A 21,449-nucleotide genomic window follows, 5' to 3' on the forward strand; every position below is an offset into this window, starting at 1 on the left:
GTTCTTATGATTAGAGGTTGGTACACTGCGGCAAGCGGCATGAATGCTCAGCAAAAACAGCTGGACGTTATCGCCCAGAATTTAGCAAATGCCGATACGACAAGCTATAAACGGGACGTTGCGACCCATAAAAATTTTCCCGAATTACTGATACGGCGCTTAAACGATGACGGCGTGGTTAAAAATCCCTTCGGTTCTTCCGATGTTGCGCCCATTATCGGAAAGCTCGGCCTTGGGGTGGAGCTGAACGAAATCTTTACCGAATTTGAACAAGGTTCCTTAAAACAGACCAATACCGCCTCAGATCTCGCGCTTGAAGGCAAAGGATTTTTCTGTGTAGAAACCCCTTACGGCGAACGGTATACCCGCAACGGAAACTTTACTGTCGGCGTCGAAGGTTATCTGATGACCAAAGAAGGTTATCCCGTTCTTGGGGAAAACGGCCGTATTTTTTTACAGGATCAAGAATACAAAGTGAATCAGAATGGAGAGGTTTATGCGCGACCGATGACCGAACCTGATTCGGATTCCACGCTCGTCGACCGGCTTAAAATCGTTACCTTTGAAAATGACCGCTATCTGAAAAAGCACGGCTCAAGTTTTTATCTCGACACGCCGGTGTCGGGGCCTGCAATCGCTGCGGAAGGCGGCGACCGTCCTGTTGTGGTGCAGGGTTTTGTTGAAGCCTCAAATATTAAGGTAGTCAACGAAATGGTGCGGATGATCGAGGTGAACCGTGCGTATGAAGCAAATCAAAAAACAATTCAATCCGAAGATACGATGATGAGTAAGCTTTGGAATGAAGTTGCGAAGGTCAAATAGAAAAAATTAGTGATACGGCGGAATAACGAATAATCGGTATTCCTTAACGGCCTTAAAAGCAGGAGAAGAAGATGGTCAGAAGTTTATGGACAGCCGCAACCGGCATGAACAGTCAGCAAGCAAATATCGATACGGTTGCAAACAACCTTGCAAACGTAAATACGAGCGGTTTTAAAAAGCAGCGGGCGGAGTTTGAAGACCTGCTGTATCAGACCATTCGGGCAGCGGGAACACCTGCAACCGAAGATACGATTACGCCCGTCGGTGTGGAGATGGGGCACGGTGCAAAGCTCGCGGCAACACAGCGGAATTTTGAGCAGGGTTCGCTGCAGCAAACGGGAGTGTCCACCGATGTGGCTATTGCGGGAGAAGGATTTTTCCGCGTGCTGCAATATGACGGCACGTATGCGTATACGCGCGACGGCTCCTTTAAAATCGACGCAGACCGTCAGCTGGTAACCTCAAACGGGCTGCGCTGTTTGCCGGAAATTATTTTCCCTGAAAACTATCTGCCCCACACAATCGCAATCAGTCAGGACGGCCGTGTGTCGGTACGGGTTGGGGAACAGGATGATCCGGTAGAAGTAGGACAGATAGAGCTGTACCGCTTTCAAAACCCTGTAGGCCTTTCCGCACAAGGGAGCAACTTGTTCCGGCAAACACCGGCTTCGGGTCAAGCGATTGCAGGACGGCCGGGTTTTAACGGCTTCGGCAAAACCGAACATAAATTTTTGGAAATGTCGAACGTATCTACGGTCAGCGAAATGGTCAACATGATTGTCGCACAGCGCGCCTACGAGTTTAACTCAAAGGCGATCCAAACCAGCGATAATATGCTCGGCACCGCAGTCGGCCTAAAACGGTAATATTCCTTTTGTGCGGATTTTTGTCTAAAATTTCGCATATTTTATTCGTGCGGAGGGTTTAATACCCCGACGCTCTGCGTCGTAACAAAGGGTATTAAAGCCGACTGCAACCACCTTATGAGAACAACATACCACGATGCCCTGCGTCGGGGTATGTTGATTGTAGAAAGCGGACAACCGCATCAGACCGAGTTAAAAAAGCAGTCTGATGCGGTTGCCCTGATTGAAAGGAGCGGATTTGATGATTGAGGCGGTAACGCAAAATATCTACACGGCGCAGCATCCGGCAAACAAACATGCTGCAAAAAACACGCAGAGCTTTTCTCAGTTGCTCGATTCCTTAAAGACCGAATCCGCCCGTTTTTCTACAGCGCAGGAAGCCGCGCATTCCAACCTCTCGACGCGGCTGCCGGGCGAGTATTTAAGCTCATTTGAAATCGTCAATCCCACCGATGCAGACCGTGCCGCACAGCCTAAGGGCATGGGCGCCGCTGCAGCAGCGCAGGCCGGCGGGAAAGCCGTTATCGATAAAACCTCTCAACTGTATCAGCAAGCGCTTGAACTTGAATCCTATTTTGTCAAAATAATGCTCGACTCTATGCGGAGCACCTTAGGCAAAAATACTCTTGCCGGAAAAGAAAGCTTTGCCGGCCAAATGTACGACGACATGATGTACGAAGAGCTGTCCCGCACGATGACCAAAAACGCAGGACTCGGCCTTGCCGATCAAATATACTTACAGCTGAACGGGCAAGCGTAAGGAAATCTCTGTCCCAGCAATTCTTGTTAAAGCCTTGAAACGCCGGTTAATTCAGAAACGAATTAACCGGCATCTTTTTATTCGTGCGGAGGGTTTAATACCCCGACGCTCGCGTCGGGGTTGTTGATTCTTGACATTTTGATTGACGATATGTCGGAATTTTTGTATAGTTAGATCACTTAAGTCTCTAAAACTGAAGTTTTTAGAGATTCATGTTATAATAATCAAAAGGAGGTCATATATGGCTACATCAAGTTTAAAGAAATCATTTGTTATAAACTCAAAAAAAGAAGCCGATGCGTTTGTAAAGCTGTTTGCAAATTCTATGAAAAATCCTCCTGAACCTATAAAGGAAGTAAATGTATCTTCGATTCCTTGTGAGCAGATGGCACAGATAATTAATGCACAGCTTAGCAAAAACAACTGACTATAAAATTCACAGACTATCGGAATTACTGGCAATAGAAAACGGCGAGGCATATTTTAATTCAGTTGTGAAAGTATTCAAATCTCAAAATAAAGATGTTGAAAGTTTTCTCAAGACAAAAGCAGTACAAGCAACAAAATTGAATACAGCAACTACATATCTTGTATATGTAGAGCGATCTGCTATTAAGATAGATTTAGTCGGATATTTCTCGCTAGCGATGAAGATGCTTACTCTAAAGAAATCTTCATTGTCAAAATCTTCAATAAGAATAATAAGCAGATTCGGTTATTATGATGACGACTCGGAGTCTTATAAAGTCCCTGCAATTCTTATTGCCCAGTTTGGAAGAAATTTCAGTGAAGAATCGCTGTCAATTCCGGGAACAGATTTAATGGCAATTACCTTACATCAAGTACAAACTATCCTTGCATTATTAAGCGGAAAGACTGTATTTCTTGAATCTGAGAAGAAGCAAAAATTGATAAATTTTTATATAGAAAATGGATTTACTGTTCTTGATAATGACGTTTTGTCTAAAAATAAAAAGGAATTAATACAATTATATAAACTGTTGTAAATATTTACCCAATAAAGTTTTCACTAGAAACTATAAAAGGATATGATGATGAATGAACAAAAGCATACTCCGCCTCTGCAATTAGGTGCTATACAAGAGACGATGCTGATACCGGTTACGATAAAAGCAACTGAAACTCAGCGGAAAAATGCGAGAATTAAAGATTATACCGCTGTAAAAATCCTTGAGGCCTTGCAGTGCAATACTTCAAAATACGACAAATTTATGAGTCATGAGGGAGTTATTGCACGCACGATTATGTTTGATCGGGAAGCTGCCTCTTTTATTGCAGCGCATCCTGATTGTACTGTGCTGAATCTTGCGTGCGGGCTGGATGACCGATTCTCCCGTGTCGATAACGGAACTATCCGCTGGTTCGATCTTGACCTTGCCGATAGTATGGCGGTGCGGCGGTCATTTTTTTCCGATACCGACCGGAGAAAGATGATTACCGGATCCGTACTTGATACTGCATGGGTTTCTGCGGTAAAGAGTTCCGGTAACTACAAGAAACCCTCTTATGTATTGATCATAATAGAAGGACTCCTCATGTATCTGACGGAAACAGAGGTTAAAAAGACCTTTGACATCATTGCAAACTCTTTTCCCGGTGCACGGATTATCACTGAGCTGATGTGTAGAGCCGTAACAGGATTTTCAAAACACCATGATACCGTTAAACATACCGGTGCGGTATTCCGATGGGGAATCGATAACGGTACCGAACTTGAAGAGTTGTGTCCAAAGCTGCAGCTGCTTAAAGAAGAAAGTTTTAACCTGGAAATGAGCAAATACACGTTCCGCGGCTGGCTATTCGGTAATCTGCCTAAGTTCAAGCAGCTGAATAATAGGCTGGCGGTATTTGAAGTAAAGGCTTACTCTCCTACCCCCACCGTTTCGGTATAGACTTCAATATCCCCCGACACGGAATGCAGGGGGATTAAACGATCCGTACTACTGAATTAAAAATACTGCCGTTTTGCCTCTGCACGGGGATGCAAAATCCATTCTACATCGGCATCGGTAAGCGTCATATTATAGAATTGTTTATAATATTCTTTTATTTTTTGATTCATATCGATATCGCTGAAAAGGTCGGGTCGGGCTGTTTTCGCAAACCACCACATAGCAAGCGGGGTATCGGTTGTGGGCGGCCACCAACGGTGCATTCCAAACGGAAACTTAAATACCTGCCGGTTTTTGACTGCGTTAATGCCGCTCCAATCATGACCGGGAGCCGCCGTGTTGTTGTATAAATTATCCGGTGTCTTATCGGAAAAGGTTAAGATAAAGACCTGATCAGGCTGCCATTCATATATTTGTTCCATATTGATAGCTCCCTGAGTTGCCTTCCCTCCAAGGTTTATTCCGCCCAGCAAGTTCGCCCAGTATTGCCCGAACGATTTTTTTCCGGCAGAGGCGATAGTTGTGTCCGAATACTTACTGATAAACAGAATCTTATTCGGAGAGGGAAGCGGATGCTTTTCAATTCGAGCTTTAATTTCCTTTTCAACTTGTTCGCCGTAGGCAATAATCTGTTGAGCAGGGCTTTCCATTTGCAGCGTTTGAGCCATCGTATCCATCCACGACTTGAGGGTTACAAGCGGGCTTGCATCCCATCCGGTACTCGGATGTGCTAAGGCTACAGCAGCAATCCCGGCTTGCCGGAGCGGTGCGGCAACCGATGCATCCATATAAAAGACAACATCCGGCTTGAGCTTAATCAGCTCTTCCAAGTTGAGCTTTCCGCCGGTATAAAACGCAGAGGAAATATTTTGGAAGTCCGGGGCATATTTTGAAAATATGCTGTACTTTGCCCCATTGACGGAATCGGGAGAGACTCCGACAATATTGTCGGTCTTACCCTGTTGAAACACGGTTAGAACGGTCGGTGCAGGCAGCGGACCTAATACCACGATCCGTTCGATCTTATTGGGAACCTCTACCGAATTTCCCTTGAAGTCTACAACCGTGTGAGTTCTTGCTGCTGCGCTCATCGCCGCGGTTCCGGCTGTCTTTGCCGGTTCATCTTTTTTACCGGCGCCGTAGACACCGCCCAACACAATAGAAAAAAACAATACCGTTATTAGTAGTTTTTTCATACCTTACACTCCTTCTGGTAAGTTTGGTTTTTATTTCGCTAAAGATACCGCCGTTACAGCGCTGTACGGTATCCCTTTATGCGAAGCCTGAAGAATATCAACGTGCACCTGAAAAACATCTTCCATTATCTCTGCGTTAATAACCGTCTCCGATTGCCCGAATATACTTTCTCCGCTGCGGGAGAGAATGAGCGATTTATCGGAAATACGTAGGGCATGGGCGGGGTAATGCGTATTGAACACACAGCATAAGCCGTCAACTTTTGCAAGCCGGTGAACCGTTTCCAAAATGATAAGCTGGTTGCGGAAATCCAAGTTTGATTCAGGTTCATCCAGCACCAGCATCTCCGGCTTGCTGCACAGTGCCCGGGCAATCAGCACCATTTGCAATTCCCCACCACTTAAACGGTTGCAATACTTGCCGCGTAAATGGGAAATGCCTACTGCTTCCATCGCTTCTTCACAGTATTGTCTATCCTTTTCTCCCGGCACGCCGAACAATCCGATGTGTACACTGCGTCCCAATAGAATCATCTCCTCTACGGTAAAAGCAAAGGGGAGATATTTTGCCTGCGGAACATAGGCAATACGCCTCCACAGCTGTTGTGCAGGAATTTCTACAATATCTTGTCCGTCAACCGTAGTGGTGCCGGAATTCCATTGCAGCATCCCCATCATGCAGCGGAGCAACGTTGTTTTTCCGACACCGTTGGGGCCAAGGATGGATAATATCTGCCCGCTCTCTATCGAAAAAGAAACATCCCGTAAAACCGGTGTGCCGCCTTTAAATGTAAATGTCCCATTGTGAACCGCGAATATCACTTCCAGCCGCCTCCCGTCCGTTTTAGCAGTATGATAAAGAAAGGAGCTCCTACAAGGGCTGTCAGAATAGAAAGGGGAATTTCCGACTGCGTTGCACTGCGGGCGACTGTATCTAACAGCAGCATGAACACAGCACCGATGCTGGCGCTTGCAGGAATAACCCGCCGGTTATCGCTTCCGAAGAGCATCCTGCATACATGAGGCACCACGAGCCCTACCCAGCCGATTTGTCCGCACATAGAAACACTGGAAGCAATAACCGCCGCCGATGCGATAATGATCAGTAAGCGTATTTTTCGGAGATCGATCCCCATAGACTTTGCTTCATCATCAGATAAGGTGAGAATATTGCATTTCCACCGTGCAAGGATTAAGATTACCGTTCCTGTTACAATAATCGGCGCTCCTACGGCTAAACCTTTCCATGTGGCATTATTCAGACTCCCAAGCAGCCAATAGGTAATTGTCGGGAGTTTTTCTTCAGAATCTGCCGTGTATTTGATGAGCGATACCATTGCCTGGAATAGCGCAGACACCACAACGCCTGCTAACACCAGCATAACAATGGAGTTCTGCTGCTTTATTTTTCCTGCTTGATAGGTGAGGTATAGGGCAAGGATACCGAAAACAAGGGCACTTAGCTGTACAATCAGCAGGCGTTGATCTGCCAGCAGTGCCAGTGCGGCACCGAAACTTGCCCCTGATGCTACTCCCAGCGTATCGGGTGAAACCAGAGGATTGGAAAGCAGCGCTTGTAACCCCGCTCCGGCACTTGCCAATGCACAGCCGCAGAGCAGCCCTAACAGGATGCGGGGCAGTCTGATGCCGATAATAATGTGGGCTTCAACATTATCTTTTGCCAATGCGATATTATTGTGTGTAATGAACTGTATAATTGCGCGAATAGTACTACTTGCCGGCACCGAATACCGTCCGATAGAGAGGCTGATCATCATTGCAATAAGCGGTGCTAAAAATAAGGCACAGCCAAATAAAATAGAATATGTCCGCTGTTTATTTCCTATCATTGTTGTTACCCTTCCAGGGCAACCGCATTAAAAATATGTTTAGCGGTTGTCTTCCTTCTGTGCGAAATTTTGCATAAAATTTCGCATATTTTTTCCAACGAATGGGTAAACGCATCAGGCAGAGTAGGTACAAATCGCGGAAAAATTGAGACTGTGAGACCATTTGAACCGCGAAGAGGTTCAACTCTGGTCGAATAGTCTCAATTTTTCCGCGGGGATATTAAAAAACGGCCTGATGTGTTTACCCTGTTACCTCTTGTTGACATTGAAAAAAAGTTAGCATAAACTAACCATGTATTCTGTTGCCGTTGCAACAAAGAAGGAAAAAATGCTTAATTTTTGCACAGCTTTTTTAGCGCATTCTGCGGTATTTAAAGGTATCCCCGCTCAAGAAATTGATAAAGCTGTTTCCTGCCTTCACGGATTTTACCGGTTACTTGAAAGCGGACAGGAAGTACATCCTATAGCTGATACTATCCCTTACGCAGGCATTGTGATTACCGGCTGCATTCATGTAGAACAAATCGGTGTTGATGGGAAGATCATACTGCTTAAGCAAGTGCAAAGGGGAGACCTATTCGGCGCAGAACTCAGTTGTTTAGGGTTGACAAATCCGTTTTTACGTATGGTAAGTGCTCAAAAATCAAAGGTGCTGTTTATCAAAGTGCCGTCTGCACAAAATAAGACGTGCCGAACCTGTCCGTATAAGATGACTGTTTTAGAGAATATCCTCAGGGAAGTTGCACGTGATGCAGTATATCTGAATCTGAAAATTCAGCTTCTTTCGCAGCCGACACTCCGTGATAAACTGCTGTTTTACCTGAATGTAATGCATGACTCGCAGCACTCTCATGTTTTTACAATCCCTTTTACGCGGGAAAAACTGGCGCAGTTTATTTGTGCTGATAGAAGTGCGGTATCGCGGGAGTTGAGCCGTATGCAGCGCGAAGGTATTATCATAATTGAGGGGAAACAGATCAAGTTTTTGTTGCACCGGCAACAGACGGTAAACGGATAAATCCGGTATAAGTAATGTATGGAAGATTTAAAGGCTATTTTGGATATAAACCGTGCGTTGTATAAAAGATTCGGCTTACCGCTGCCGATTTTTGATGAGCTTATTACAGGCTTCCGCTGGATTATGACGGCTGATACCGATTCACATATAAGCCTTGCGCTGCGTGTTGAAGAAAATATAAGCCCTGAACAATATGCGAAAATTGCAGCGGAGCTTTACGGTAAACCGGTAGACGTATGTATCGAACTGCTGCTTAAACGGCATGATCCTCATCTACGGAATCTCATCGTAAGCTTAAGCAGTTTGATGAGTAAGCCGCTCAATACGGCGGAACTTTTGGCGAAGCGCAGCATTGTGAGGACGGAAGGTATGCAATTCCGGTATCAAACGGAAGGAAAAAAGATCGGGCTTATCGGGTTCGGTGTTTATATCAACCGGTTTTTGAACCGCTGTAAAGAATTTCATGTCTTCGATTTACGGAAACCGGAAGCAATTCTAAGTTATCGCTATAAAAACGGGCTGCAGCGGTTTCCGGAAGGCATACAGTGGCATCTTGGACACAATGCTGCTGATTTTTGCGATATACTCAGTACGCTTGATATTATCATTATGTCAGGCAGCACTATTGTGAATAATTCATATACGACATTGCGGCAAGCGGGAACCAATGCGGAAATTGTAGGCTTGTACGGACCGAGTTGCGAGCTCTGTCCCGACTACTTTTTTGAACAAGGGTATAACTATATGTTCAGTACCTCGGTTAGGGACAAGGAAACGTATTTGAAGACTGCCCTCGGCGCAGAGCAGACATACCGTGAATTTGACTATATGGATATTTATGAACTTGAACGGAGATAAGATGAAAGAAAAACGAATATTTTCCATTGCAGAAGAGCATAAACCGATAGTGGGGTGTACAACGTCAGAGGCATTATTGCAAGGCAGTATGTGCAGTATGTCGGTATTTTCTATTGCAGCGGAGACTAATATCAGCCCCGAAACTTATAACTATCCTAAACTTTGGAAGATAGAGCAGGGGGGTGCAGATGTTATCTATCTTAGTGAGCATACTCAGCCGCTGCAGTACGGCGAGCTGTTTGTGGTGCCGGAAAATATTCCGGTCGGCATACAAAGCAGCGGCGGATGTATATATTCGGAAATCATATTCAATAAGGAGTGTTCTATGAACAAAATTTTGAAAGGCGGAGAGCTTTTTGTCTTAAAAGAATTGCTTCCATACAAGGAAGCAAATATCGTCAGCATGGATCTTGTTGATGACAAAAAAACAAAATTTGTGCTGATGTCGTTTGATGTGGGTACGGAGCTGCAGCCCCATGCAGCTCCCGGGGAAGCAATTGTATTCGGGCTTGACGGTGAAGCTATCATCGGTTATGAAGGCAAGGAATACCGCATACATGAAGGTGAAAACTTCAAGTTCGATAAAGACGGCAGACACTATGTAAAAGCAGTGGGTAAATTTAAAATGGCGTTGCTGCTGATTCGCGAATAGCACAAAAGGCATCTTCTAAGGATCTAACTTGTGTTTTAGAAGATACTTTCCGCGGTTGGTTTTTCGGTAATTTGCCTAAGCTTAAGCTGATGAATAATCGGCTTGCCGTGCTTGAAGTGAGGGCAGGAAAATAGGAGATTATGATGTACGAAGCTGGACATGTTTTTTTAGCAAGAATCGGTAAAACGACGCTCCGTCCGGGCGGTATTGAAGCTACCGAATGGCTGATTGATCAGGCTGCAATAACACAGGAGACAAAGGTTCTTGAGGTTGCGTGCAATAGAGGGCGAACCATGATTCAGTTGGCACAGAGATTCGGTTGCGCCGTTACGGGTGTCGATCTTGATGAAAATGCCTTACAAAAGGCGAAAGCTAATATCGAAAAAAATAATCTACAAGATAAACTTACGCTGATACACGGCGATGCAACAGCATTACCGTTTGAAGATAATAGTTTTGATGTTATTATCAATGAAGCAATGCTGACCATGCTGGTGGGCGACCGCAAAGACAAAGCTCTCAAAGAGTATTTTCGTGTGCTTAAACCGGGCGGTAGAGTAGTAACGCAGGATGTTTTTTTTACCGTTAAAGATGCGGCACAGCAACAGGAACTCAGAATGAGTTTAAGCAAGACTATCAATGTAAATGTTGAGCCGCTCGATGCTGAAGGGTGGGAGCGCCTTTTTTCCCGGAACGGATTTACCGTAACGCAGAAGCGCGGAATGATGACCCTACTCAGCCCCCACGGTTTGCTCCGAGATGAAGGCTTGTGGAATACGCTGCATATTATCCGGTGCGCACTCAAGAAAGAAAACAGAGCAATGTTCTCCAAGATGTATCGTTACTTCAACGGACACAAGTACGAACTCGGCTATATCTGTAACGCGGGCGTAAAATCGGCAGCAGTCTAATGCTTAGTATTCAACTCAAAGCCTCAACACCGCTTATTCATTCCGCCGTATTTGCGCCTACCGTTTCGGTGTAAACCTCTTTATTCAGTACTTCCAGTGAAAGCTTTGTTCCTTCCGGCACGGTGTATGGTACGGAATATGCGCCGCCCGGATGCCGGAATGAGGTAAGGAGATCCTTATCCCCGTTGGGATACGCTGCATAGAGCGAAACGGTAAAGGGGTAGGGAAACTCCGCCAGTGTTGTTTTGAGGATGCCTGATACCATGCCGCCTGCCGATTCCGGTAGAGAAACGGTCAGTATTACCGGAGAAAATACCGGAATTTCACTCTGTGCTGCGGCGCTTTGCTGTTGTACGGTAATATCCGTTCCCGTTGTGCTGCCTGCGGTAAAAGCAAAAGTTACCGCAGCTCTCTGCATTACCTGATATATTTTTTTTAGATCGGCGCCGGCCATATCGGGAACTTGGGTTGTTTCCGCTTGCGTTCCCTTGCTTACTACAAAGGTCAGCTCCATATTATTCGCAATCGGAGTTCCCGCTGCGGGTTCCTGCTCAAGGATGGTTCCCGCGGGTTCGGCGCTGTATTTTGTCAAATACGGCTGTTTAATCTGGAGGTATTGGCGGGTGCCGGAGGTAAACAGTTCGCGTATCCGGTTTTGTACGTCTTCGATATTCTCTCCGATGTAGTTCTGTACCGTATCGATAACGGTACCTTGGCTTACCACCAGTTCGATCCGTTTGCCGCCTTTAACAATGGCACCCGGGCTGGGATCCTGTTCAAGGATGAGACCCTTTTCGTCCGCTCTTTGGGAATAGCGGAGCTGAATACGCGGATAGAGTTCACGTGCCTGTAAATCGAGCAGCGCTTCGGGCAAATCTTTACCGACAACATTCGGCACCATCACCTGTTCGGCGCTTTTTAGCGAAATAAAAAAGACCAGCGTCGAAACCGCAACAAAAACGATGAGCATCACCAACGATGTAATAACAATTGTTTTTCCGTTTCCGCTGATATCATCAGCAATATCACCTATACTCATACTTATTCCTTATCTTTTATTCGTGCGGAGGGTTTTTCCGATAAGGCCTGCCGCTCCGTTTAGGAAATCTTTCCATTGCATTGCTTTTTTAGTTTCTTTTTGAAGGATTTGAACCGCTAAAATTCCCTTCCCTGTCTGTACCAATATACCGTCCCGTTTATCAACACCGAGTACCAGCCCCGGTGTTTCGGGAGATTCCGCCACTGCGTTCCCCGTATACGGATGAGCCTGCAGAATAGAAAGCTTTGTCCCGTCCCAATAGGTAAAGGCGCCAGGCCATGGAGTATAGGCGCGTATTTTTCGGTCTATTGCGGCAGCATCGTCTTGCCAGCAGAGTAATCCGCTGTCTTTTTGTATCAGGGTACAGTACGATGCCGCCTCGTGATTTTGAGGTACGGCATTGACGGAATCAGTTTCTACCATTTTAAGCGCTTGCACGATGAGCGAAGCGCCGAGTTCTGCACAGCGGGTTAAGAGTGTTTCGGTCGTATCGGACGGTTCAACCGGCAGCTCTTTTTGAATGATGATGTCACCCGCATCCATTTCCTGCGCCATATACTGAACGGTTACACCGGTTATGCTGTCTCCTGCAAGGATTGCTGCCGGTACCGGACTCGGTCCTCTCCAGCGGGGCAGAAGAGAAGGATGGATGTTGAGGGCATGTTTTGGAAAGAGCGCCAGCGTCTTGGGGCCGAAAATCTTTCCGTACGCAAAGCAGACCATTATATCGGGACGGAGCGCCGCAACGGCTTCGCGGAAATCCGCATTTAATTTTTCGGGCGTCAATACCGGTACGTCTTGAGCGATAACACCGGCTTTTTTCAGTTCGGCAGCCGCTTGCGCAACGGTGGATTCCGTATAGTTTTTACCGCGCCCTACGCGGGCGGGCGGAGCCGTCAGCACACCGGCAAGAGGATATGCTTTTGCAATTGCCTGTAAAGCGGGAACCGCACATTCGGGGGTTCCTGCAAAAAAAACATTCATTATGCGCGCGCCCGTTTTTTTGCTTCGCGCTGTTTTTTGCGCTCTTGCTGCTGAGCAAACTTTGCGACAAGTTCGTCCCGCTCTTTTTCGGACAACCGGTCTATAAAGAGGATTCCTTCAAGATGATCATACTCATGCTGAATAACCCGTGCCAGCAAACCGGTTGCTTCTATTGTCTTGCGCCGCCCGTTAATATCCTGATATTGGACGGTTACGGATTCGGGGCGGATAACGTCCGCATACATTTTAGGGATACTCAAACAGCCTTCTTCGTAGCTGCATTGTTTTTCCGAAGTGCCGACAATGAGCGGATTGATAAATACCCGTTCCACACCGTCATCGATTTTTACGATAAACAGTCTTATGTTTTTTCCCACTTGAGGAGCCGCCAAACCGATACCCTTATCCGTATCCATCGTTATAAACATTTCCCGTATCAGTTCATGCAAGGAGTCATCGATATGCTCTACCGGCTTTGAGGGCTGCCGGAGCGTTTCTTCACCTAAATACAGTACCTTCATTGCGCATCATAGTACAAAATTTATGCGGTGCGGTCAATGCGTTGCAGAATGACTGTTGATAGGCTATTGGAGAATAACAAGCCGGGGCAGGCAAACGCAGCTAAAATCAAGGGAATAGTCTCGCCGTAAGGCTTTTGCTTGTGCTATACTGACCCTATGCTGATTGGAGAAATTCAAACACCCGTTTCAAATCTTTACGGCGCAGGTAAGACAACAGTCGAACAGCTTAACCGGCTGGGCATCTCAACGGTTGGCGATTTACTGCGGTTTTGGCCTCGTTTATGGGAAGACCGCAGCAGGTATAATACGCTCAGCGAATGGAACAAGTTTCATAAACTGAATGTGCCGGTAACGGTTATTGCCCACCAATGGTTCGGCTACGGGCGTATGAAAACATTAAAACTGATTGTTTCCGATTCGGAAGGTGTCCGCGGCGAGCTGATTTGTTTTAATCGCCCTTTTTTGGAGAAGGCATTTCCCGAAGGTACGCAGGCGCTGGTATACGGTGCTTTTGCCGTTAAATACGGCGCTATCCAATCGAGTTCTTTTGATATTGAAAAAAGCGATACGGCGGAGCGTCGCATCTTACCGGTATATCCGCTGACACAGGGGCTAACGCAGACAAAGCTGCGCAAGCTCATCGAACAGGCGCTTAATTCGTATGCGCGGGGAATCGATTCGGAACTTCCCGCCGATGTATTGAATAAATACGGCTATCCCGATAAGAAGACCGTGCTGTTTGCAATGCACCGCCCCGCTTCCATGCAGGAGGCGGAGAACGCCCGTACCGCACTGATCTTCGAAGAATTTTTCCTGTATGAGGCGGCTGTCGGTATGCGTGCGCTCGAACGGCGCGGTGTGCTGCCCCGCACGGAAAAAACGGCTGCCGCTGCAAAACCGGCAGGGGAATCCGGCGTATCATCGGCGGAGACCGGTGTCAACGCGGCAAGGGCGGCAGAAGCAGGCGGCCAATCGGTAGGGATGTCAGTGGACGGCCAAACACGGGCAGCTCCTTACGGGTATGAATACAGCCCGCTGCAAAAAGAGCTTCTGGCCCGCCTGCCCTTTACGCTGACCGCAGACCAGCAAGCCGTTACGGCAGAAATTAACGCCGACCTTGACGGAACGGTACCCGCCGCCCGTCTTATTCAGGGGGATGTCGGTTCGGGTAAAACCCTCGTTGCGTTTTTAGCGTGTTTAAAAGTTATCGAAGGCGGCGGTCAGGCAGCGCTGATGGCGCCTACCGAGCTGCTGGCGCGTCAGCACGCAGATAACGCGGCAAAGCTTTTGGAACCGCTCGGTGTGCAGCTTGCTTTCTTAACCGGCAACCTCAAGGCTGCGGGGCGCTCTCAACTATTGCAGCAGCTTGCCGCCGGTAATATCGACCTCATCATCGGTACGCATGCTCTGTTTTCCGCGCAAACAACCTATAAAAATCTGCGTATGGTTGTTATCGACGAGCAGCACCGCTTCGGCGTGCTCCAGCGGTCGGCAATCATCCAAAAAGGTATCGACAGCGCAAACAAGACGCCTCATTTTTTAATGATGAGCGCAACCCCCATCCCCCGCACCCTTGCGCTGTCGATGTTCGGCGACCTCGACATTTCCGTCATCAAAACGATGCCTCCCGGGCGCAAGCCGGTGATTACCTATGTTGCCCCCGAGAGCAAGGCTGAAAAAGTGTATTATTTTATCGGACAAGATATCCTTGCCGGAAAGCAAGCCTATTTTGTGTACCCGATTATCGAAGATTCGGAGACGCTCAGCCTGAAATCGGCGGAAGATATGTTCGCGGAGCTGACCAGAGACTTCCCCAATCACCGGCTTGCGCTTCTGCATTCCAAGGTGCCGGAGAACGAAGCGCGGGCTATCATGCAGGAGTTCCGTGAAGGCACTATTCACATTCTGGTGGCAACCAGCGTTATTGAAGTCGGCGTCGATGTGCCGAACGCAACCTGCATGGTAATAGAGCACGCCGACCGGTTCGGTCTTTCCGCCCTGCATCAGCTGAGAGGCAGAATCGGACGGGGCAGCGATCAGGCTTATTGTTTTTTGCTCTACGGAAAAAATATTACCGAAACCGGCATGGCGCGGCTCAAGGTGATGGCAAGCACCACAGACGGATTTGTCATTGCGGAAGAAGATTTAAAACTGCGGGGGCCGGGGGATATCGGCGGTGTTGAGCAGTCGGGCTATTGCGGGTTTGAACTTGGCGATCCCATTCGTGATTTTGCGCTGTTGGAAAAAGCCCGCGCCGCCGCCTTTGAGATGCTTGCCGCGCAGAGCGGATTAACTCAACATGAAGGCACAAATACCGCCGAGTAAAAAAAGAGCGGCCTTATGGGGACTTATAAGACCGCTCTCACACTTATTTTGGGAGGAATAAATTCCTACTCTTCATCAGGTTATTTTGTCGCCTCTCTTAAAAGCTTACGACATGTATCGAGTACGCGCTTTGCAACCAGTTCTTCAGAGCTGTCTGCCGGAATACAGGTTGGCTTTTTACCGTCCGTCTTTTCGATTTCGCTCGGCTTCATACCGTACCATACATGCATGTGTGCGGGACTGCCGTGCGGTGTCGTCATCGATAAAAAGGCGAATTTTCCCGCTTTTTGCCGGTCGGATGCAACAAATGCATTTGCCGTAGCGCGCAGTTTATTAGCGCCGTCACGGCTGTAAGCAACTCTCGAAAGTTCGGTCATACCTTTCCATACAACCATTTCGTTTTTATCGTTTCCGGTAACGAATTCAAGGTGTGTAAAATCGGAAGCAGTACCGTAGCTTTCCTTTGCCATCTTAATGATTTCTTCTTTGGTAAAGTCGCTGCCGTCTTTCTTTCCGGAAAATTCTTTAATGAGCTTTGCGTACGCTTCCTGAACGGCGGGACGCGGATCGTCATAGATAAGTGCAGTGTTGATCCATTTACCCGTATACGGCATAAGAGGAGCTTTCGGCAACATCTCCGCAACTTCTTTAATCGTATCGGTCATTTCTTTTAACAGGTTTTCGTTCGAGACTGCCGTATCGGCGTAGGTCGGCCACCAGAGCGGATCGCTTTCTACCAGCGACTTAATGTCTCTGCTGCCGAACCGTGCATGCCAGTGCAATAAGCTGTCTTCGGAATCTCGATGCGGAGGTACGATAATAAAATATTGCGCTTCCGCTAAGCCTTGTACCGGTTTGATCGCTTCAAATGCATACCATGAATGGCCTTCAAACCCTTGCATGGGTTTCATTCCGGTATAACGGTATTCGCACGGAATTTGTTTTTCATTACCGTCTTTGTCCATTACGGTAAACAATACGGTATTAGAACCGTCAAACTTGACTTTTGCAATCGGTGTTGCAAACATATTGGAAACTGCTGCCTTTAATCCGTCTTCGGTATAGTACGGCATCTTTTCCGCTTGCATTCTATATGCGTCGTTCAGCTGAGTCGCGCCGGAAATCGCACTAAAGGATTGCCATTCGCCCTTCCACGCAGAAAGTTCATTTCCCGCTTCGAGCTTTGCAGCCGCGGATGTCGATTTACATCCGGTAAAAAATACGGTAAGCAGCAATACTGCCGCTCCGTATACGATATGTTTTTTAGATAACATCTAAACCTCCTAATGTTTGCCTATACTTACAAAAATCGTAAAAAATGTCAACTACTGCTGACAGATTCTATAATCCATAACCCCGATGCAGAGCGCCATGGTATTAAATCGGCAGGAAGGCACAAATGCTTCCGCATAAAAAAAGAGCGGCCTTATGGGGACATATAAGACCGCTCTAACACTTATTCGGGAGGAATAACCTACTATTCATGCAGCCGGATTACAGCTTTACAATGTAACCCTATAGTTACAAAAAACGATCAAAATGTCAACCCTTTCTAACAGATTCCAACTTATCGATTTATAAAAGAAGAAACCGAAACATTAATTGGGCATCTCTAAAAACTGCAAGCCTATCGGCTTGTTCTGTAAAGAAATTCATTAAGTTATCCGCTTCGCGGACTGCGAATCAGTTTTTAGAAGTTTCCAATGTTTCCCCACTGCTTTTTGTACGTACAATAAAACCGCTGCGCAGGGATACGCTCGTTTCAATAACACAAGGATGTCCGTGGCATACCCAATCGCAGGAGTCGCCGGTTTCGGGATCGAGCAGCGTGTAATCGCGGTCTTCGATTGCGCAGATATCCGGGCCGATGTATTCAAGCGGCATATCCGCGGTGATTTTATTCATGGATATAAATTCGTATCGGTTGTTTCCGAGCTCTTTACCGATGGTGCCGGCCATGATATACGGCGACTTGGACTCCCCGCGGGTAGTTTTATTTGCATCATCCTTTGAAAAATAAAACCCCGTACCGAATGCCCTGTGCGCCGTGTTGTACAGCTCTTTTACAAAGGGTTCCGCCTCGGCGGGGGAGATTTTACCGAATAAGGCGTCGAGCCGTTTCCGGTAAGCACGGGTAACAAGCGCGGTATAATAGAGGCTTTTCATTCTTCCTTCTATCTTAAGCGCATCTGCCCCCGCTTTTTTCAGGTCTGCAAGATAGTCTATCATGCAGAGGTCTTTAGACGAAAAAAGCGCCGTGTAACCGCTGCCTTCTTCTACGGGGAAGTATTCACCCGGCCGTTCTTTCTCCTCAACCGCAAGCGAATAGTCCCACCGGCAGGAATGAGTACAAGCTCCCGCATTCGCGCTGCGGCCGGTAAGATATGCGCTGATAAGACATCGCCCCGAATACGCAATACACATCGCACCGTGTACAAAGCATTCCAGCTCCATCTCCGGCACCCTGTCTTTTATTTCGGCGATGTCCGCAAGCGAGGCTTCTCTGCCAAGCACCACGCGCTTAAATCCCAGATCACGGTATACCCGCACCGCTTCATAGTTGATGCAGTTTGCCTGTGTGCTTAAGTGTAGCGGCGTATCGGGAAAATGCTTGCGTAGTACGGGAACCATTCCGATATCCTGAACGATAAAGGCGTCGATAGGATAAAGTTTAAAATAATCGGCTTCCGCCAAAAAAGCCTTAATATCTTCATTATGAAAAGAAATATTTAATGCGCAGAGCAGCTTTTTAGGCTTGCCTTGTTTTGCATACTGCTCTTTAAGCGCACGGATGGTTTTATACTCATCGGTAAAAAAATTGTCGGCTTTTACCCGCAACGAAAAGTTTTTAAGGCCGATGTAGGCGGAATCGGCTCCATACTCCCATGCGTAGTGCAGCTTTTCCAGATTTCCGGCAGGGGCTACCAATTCCATCATATTCATCATTCTTCCTCAATAAAAAGAGACTGTACCCATTGTCCCATTTTTTCTACCGCTAAGTGAGCTTGTTTTGCTTGAGCATCCATTGCCTGAAAAAGATGCCACATATCAGGCCATATATCCAGCTGAACATGACCGCCGGCAGCTTCAATCTTCTGCGCAAGAACCTTGGCGTCTGCAGAAAGAATTTCCTTGCCGCCGCACTGAATAAAGACCGGCGGAAAGCCCTCGAAAGAACCGTAAAGCGGGGAGACAAGCGGATTATGAAAATTATCGGTTGACGTATAGCGTCCTGCCGCCGCTTGGAGTGCTTCCTTCAGCAAAAATTTATCGGATTTTTGTAATGCATGAATCTCTTCATTTGAACAGGAAACATCCGCCCACGGAGAAATAAGCACAAGCGCTGCAGGCTGCGGTAATTGTTCCTGTTTTAAGTAATGGATAAGCGCTACTGCTAATGCAGCTCCGGCCTCATCCCCTGCAATAACAACCGATGCCGAAGAAATGCCGTATTTTTTTAACATTCCCTTATACGAAACAACAATGTCGTCCAAGCCTATGGGAAAAGGATATTCCGGTGCAAGCCGGTACTCCGGTAAAAAAAGTTTACACGCGCATTCATGGGCAAATGAAGCGCAAAAATTCCGCGCAGCCCTGCAAGAACCGTTAACAAAGGATCCTCCGTGCACATAAAGAACAACACGGTTTGCCGCTGCAACTTCCGGTTCCAATATTTCTAGCGGCACCGAACCGATAGTGTCGCGCGCAATATCCGTATTATTCGGCAGATAGGGGGAATAAAAAAAAGCATCATATTCTTCTCGAATAGTGCTTAACGGTATCTTAGGTGAATAGAGTGTCTTTTTAAATGCCTTTTGAATTTGCCTCAATGAATTGTGTACTGTCCCATCCATTGGGGTAGTATATAGAATCTGACTTGATGATTCCAGCCCCTTTTGAAATATACGGCACATCTACGTTGTCGCATCGTCAAAACTATACATCCGTGTATAGTTTTGACTGTGAGTTTCGGCAGCAGCCGAAACATCACTTCTGATATAAACCAGCGGCATCCGTGCCGCTACTGAAGATCCTCAACGTATCAGAACCGCCACAGCCCTAGCATTTGTGTCGTCTATTTCAAAAGGCTAACGGAAAGTATATTTTTAACAACATCCTGATTTTGCGATCTATATTTACTCGTCTGATGCGTTTGCCTTCCCTTTGTGCAAAATTTTATCTAAAATTTTGCACAAATTTTTTCAGGAAAAGGACAAACACATCAGACAGATAAATCAAAAGCGCAGAATAATAGGCTGGGCGACCATTTGAACCGCGAAGAGGTTCAACTCTGGTTGAACAGCCTATTATTCTGCGGGGCAATCAGCAAAACGTCTGATATGTTTGCCCTAGGGGTTAGTCGGTAACTGAATGGAGCCATTTGCCGGATTTAATCCGCCAAAGGCCTAAGAGCAGTTTAAGCGGTTCCTCGCTGAAAAGGCACATATAAATAACCCACGGCGGAAGCGCAGTATAAAGCGATACGGAATATGCAAGCGGGATGGCGATAAGCCACATAATAAAGGTATCGCAGATCATACCGAATCGGGTATCGCCGCCTGCGCGGACAAGGCCGATCAAAATACACATATTGCACGCTTTAAGCGGATAACAGCAAGCTAATACGATAAAGAGTTTTTTAACCGTCGACAATACAATCGGTTCCACATTAAAGATGAAGGGCACAAGGTAAGAAATAGGGATAAGTGCGGCGCCGATAAACATCGCAACAATCGGAATAAACAACAGGACTTTAGAAGCATATTGCCGAGCCTCGCTATCGTGTTTTTCGCCTATCTTTTTCCCGATCAAAACACTGATGCCGTTTCCGAATCCGATAAAGATAACCCATGTCAGTTGCGAAATGGTATTGGTAATATTAAAAGCGGCATACGAAAATGTATTAATACCGGCAAAAATTTTATGATGAAACGTAATGCCGAAAGACCACAGCGATTCATTAAGCAGTACCGGCAGCACGATTAAAAAATACACTTTTAAAAATTTAGCGTCAAAGCTGAAATGACTTTTAAGCGTTCCTAACACCGGATATTTCCGGTACTTCGTTACAGTAAAGGTAATACAAAGTTCGACGCAGCGGGCGACAACGGTAGCGATAGCGGCTCCGCGGACACCTAATGCCGGAGCACCGAAAAGGCCGAAAATCAAAACGGCGTTGAGCACCGTGTTCACCACCAGAGAAACCAACGTTGCAGCAACCGCAATTTTTACTTTTTCGATGGAGCGCAGCGTAATCATCAGCATAAAATTTACCGCAAAGGGAATAAAACAAAATGCCGACACTCTAAGGTATTGTACGCCGGTTTCAATTACGGCACTGTCTTTTGTGTACAACGCCAGTATTTCCTTAGGCAAAGTTGCACAGCAAACCGTAAATAAAACGGCAAACGATACGGCCACTATCATAGAAATACCGAACGTTTTCTGTAATCCCTTAAAATCTTTTTTGCCCCAAAACTGCGCCGTAAACACCATACTGCCCGACCCGATACCGTACAGAATCAGATTAAGCAAAAAAAAGAGCTGATTTCCCAAACCAACTGCGGCAAGTTCTATTGTGCCGAGCTTGCCGATCATCACCGTATCAAGAATATTGACAAAGGCGCTAAGGAAATTTTGCAGCATAATCGGAAGAGCTATTGTAAATAACGTTGTTAAAAATTTTTTATCAAAAAACACCGCCTTAAACCGTGCGGACATCGTCATATAAGCA

The 21,449-nt window shown here is 46.6% G+C and carries 21 protein-coding genes; 11 read left to right on the forward strand and 10 right to left on the reverse strand.

Annotated features, from left to right (window positions below; all coding sequences use genetic code 11):
• The first annotated feature begins 6 nt into the window (after positions 1–6).
• From flgF to HMPREF1222_RS11390, 6 genes are all read left to right on the forward strand, one after another.
• Entirely contained in the window at positions 7–822 is an 816-nt protein-coding gene (flgF, locus tag HMPREF1222_RS11365) for a flagellar basal-body rod protein FlgF (RefSeq protein WP_016519516.1), read from the forward strand.
• A 71-nt stretch (positions 823–893) separates the two neighbouring features.
• Positions 894–1,688, forward strand: coding sequence for a flagellar basal-body rod protein FlgG (flgG, locus tag HMPREF1222_RS11370; protein ID WP_006189072.1), 795 nt, complete (start codon positions 894–896; stop codon positions 1,686–1,688).
• A gap of 241 nt (positions 1,689–1,929) precedes the next feature.
• Positions 1,930–2,448 (forward strand): rod-binding protein, encoded by a 519-nt coding sequence (locus HMPREF1222_RS11375; RefSeq protein ID WP_016519517.1) that lies wholly within the window; start codon positions 1,930–1,932, stop codon positions 2,446–2,448.
• A 241-nt stretch (positions 2,449–2,689) separates the two neighbouring features.
• Entirely contained in the window at positions 2,690–2,875 is a 186-nt protein-coding gene (locus HMPREF1222_RS11380; RefSeq protein ID WP_006189074.1) for a hypothetical protein, read from the forward strand.
• Positions 2,850–3,455, forward strand: a complete 606-nt coding sequence (locus tag HMPREF1222_RS11385; protein WP_006189075.1) for a hypothetical protein — start codon at positions 2,850–2,852, stop codon at positions 3,453–3,455. Before HMPREF1222_RS11380 ends, HMPREF1222_RS11385 begins: the two co-directional genes overlap by 26 nt.
• Before the next feature lie 48 nt (positions 3,456–3,503).
• Entirely contained in the window at positions 3,504–4,361 is an 858-nt protein-coding gene (locus HMPREF1222_RS11390; RefSeq protein WP_016519518.1) for a class I SAM-dependent methyltransferase, read from the forward strand.
• A gap of 56 nt (positions 4,362–4,417) precedes the next feature.
• Here HMPREF1222_RS11390 and HMPREF1222_RS11395 read toward each other — a convergent pair whose 3' ends face one another.
• The 3 genes from HMPREF1222_RS11395 to HMPREF1222_RS11405 are packed head-to-tail and all read right to left on the reverse strand — an operon-like array spanning position 4,418 to position 7,407.
• The gene (locus tag HMPREF1222_RS11395; RefSeq protein ID WP_016519519.1) at positions 4,418–5,557 is read right to left on the reverse strand and encodes an ABC transporter substrate-binding protein; all 1,140 of its coding nucleotides are present in this window, start codon (positions 5,555–5,557) and stop codon (positions 4,418–4,420) included.
• A gap of 30 nt (positions 5,558–5,587) precedes the next feature.
• On the reverse strand, positions 5,588–6,379 hold the full coding sequence (locus HMPREF1222_RS11400; RefSeq protein ID WP_016519520.1) for an ABC transporter ATP-binding protein: 792 nt from the start codon (positions 6,377–6,379) through the stop codon (positions 5,588–5,590).
• A complete protein-coding gene (locus HMPREF1222_RS11405) occupies positions 6,376–7,407 on the reverse strand; it encodes a FecCD family ABC transporter permease (RefSeq protein WP_016519521.1) in 1,032 nt (343 codons plus the stop codon). The genes HMPREF1222_RS11400 and HMPREF1222_RS11405 overlap by 4 nt, the downstream gene beginning before the upstream one ends.
• A gap of 328 nt (positions 7,408–7,735) precedes the next feature.
• On the opposite strand from HMPREF1222_RS11405, the gene HMPREF1222_RS11410 reads away from it, so the two are divergent.
• From HMPREF1222_RS11410 to HMPREF1222_RS11425, 4 genes are all read left to right on the forward strand, one after another.
• Positions 7,736–8,425: a Crp/Fnr family transcriptional regulator gene (locus HMPREF1222_RS11410; protein WP_016519522.1), complete on the forward strand. Its 690-nt coding sequence runs from the start codon at positions 7,736–7,738 to the stop codon at positions 8,423–8,425.
• Positions 8,426–8,443: 18 nt separating this feature from the next.
• Positions 8,444–9,283: a Rossmann-like domain-containing protein gene (locus HMPREF1222_RS11415; protein ID WP_016519523.1), complete on the forward strand. Its 840-nt coding sequence runs from the start codon at positions 8,444–8,446 to the stop codon at positions 9,281–9,283.
• 1 nt (position 9,284) lies between these two features.
• Complete coding sequence (locus tag HMPREF1222_RS11420) at positions 9,285–9,935, forward strand: cupin domain-containing protein (protein ID WP_016519524.1); 651 nt, start codon at positions 9,285–9,287, stop codon at positions 9,933–9,935.
• A 140-nt stretch (positions 9,936–10,075) separates the two neighbouring features.
• A complete protein-coding gene (locus HMPREF1222_RS11425) occupies positions 10,076–10,846 on the forward strand; it encodes a class I SAM-dependent methyltransferase (protein ID WP_196799966.1) in 771 nt (256 codons plus the stop codon).
• Between the two features lie 37 nt (positions 10,847–10,883).
• Here HMPREF1222_RS11425 and HMPREF1222_RS11430 read toward each other — a convergent pair whose 3' ends face one another.
• Genes HMPREF1222_RS11430 through def form a run of 3 tightly spaced genes read right to left on the reverse strand, consistent with a single transcriptional unit; the run spans position 10,884 to position 13,390 of the window.
• On the reverse strand, positions 10,884–11,885 hold the full coding sequence (locus HMPREF1222_RS11430; RefSeq protein WP_016519526.1) for a PASTA domain-containing protein: 1,002 nt from the start codon (positions 11,883–11,885) through the stop codon (positions 10,884–10,886).
• A 9-nt stretch (positions 11,886–11,894) separates the two neighbouring features.
• Positions 11,895–12,869: a methionyl-tRNA formyltransferase gene (fmt, locus tag HMPREF1222_RS11435; RefSeq protein WP_016519527.1), complete on the reverse strand. Its 975-nt coding sequence runs from the start codon at positions 12,867–12,869 to the stop codon at positions 11,895–11,897.
• Entirely contained in the window at positions 12,869–13,390 is a 522-nt protein-coding gene (gene def, locus HMPREF1222_RS11440) for a peptide deformylase (RefSeq protein ID WP_016519528.1), read from the reverse strand. Before def ends, fmt begins: the two co-directional genes overlap by 1 nt.
• A 156-nt stretch (positions 13,391–13,546) precedes the next feature.
• Between def and recG the strand changes: the two genes are divergently transcribed.
• Entirely contained in the window at positions 13,547–15,715 is a 2,169-nt protein-coding gene (recG, locus tag HMPREF1222_RS11445) for an ATP-dependent DNA helicase RecG (RefSeq protein WP_016519529.1), read from the forward strand.
• Between the two features lie 80 nt (positions 15,716–15,795).
• Here the strand turns inward: recG and HMPREF1222_RS11450 are convergent, their stop codons facing one another.
• The 4 genes from HMPREF1222_RS11450 to HMPREF1222_RS11465 form a co-directional block, all read right to left on the reverse strand.
• Positions 15,796–16,989: a ZinT/AdcA family metal-binding protein gene (locus tag HMPREF1222_RS11450; RefSeq protein WP_016519530.1), complete on the reverse strand. Its 1,194-nt coding sequence runs from the start codon at positions 16,987–16,989 to the stop codon at positions 15,796–15,798.
• Between the two features lie 409 nt (positions 16,990–17,398).
• Positions 17,399–18,649, reverse strand: a complete 1,251-nt coding sequence (locus HMPREF1222_RS11455) for a peptidase U32 family protein (RefSeq protein ID WP_196799968.1) — start codon at positions 18,647–18,649, stop codon at positions 17,399–17,401.
• Positions 18,650–18,657: 8 nt separating this feature from the next.
• Entirely contained in the window at positions 18,658–19,629 is a 972-nt protein-coding gene (locus tag HMPREF1222_RS11460; protein ID WP_244870175.1) for an alpha/beta hydrolase, read from the reverse strand.
• Positions 19,630–20,071: 442 nt separating this feature from the next.
• On the reverse strand, positions 20,072–21,442 hold the full coding sequence (locus HMPREF1222_RS11465; protein ID WP_016519533.1) for an MATE family efflux transporter: 1,371 nt from the start codon (positions 21,440–21,442) through the stop codon (positions 20,072–20,074).
• Positions 21,443–21,449 lie beyond the last annotated feature (7 nt).

It is taken from the genome of Treponema vincentii F0403 (assembly GCF_000412995.1).
Classification (GTDB): domain Bacteria; phylum Spirochaetota; class Spirochaetia; order Treponematales; family Treponemataceae; genus Treponema; species Treponema vincentii.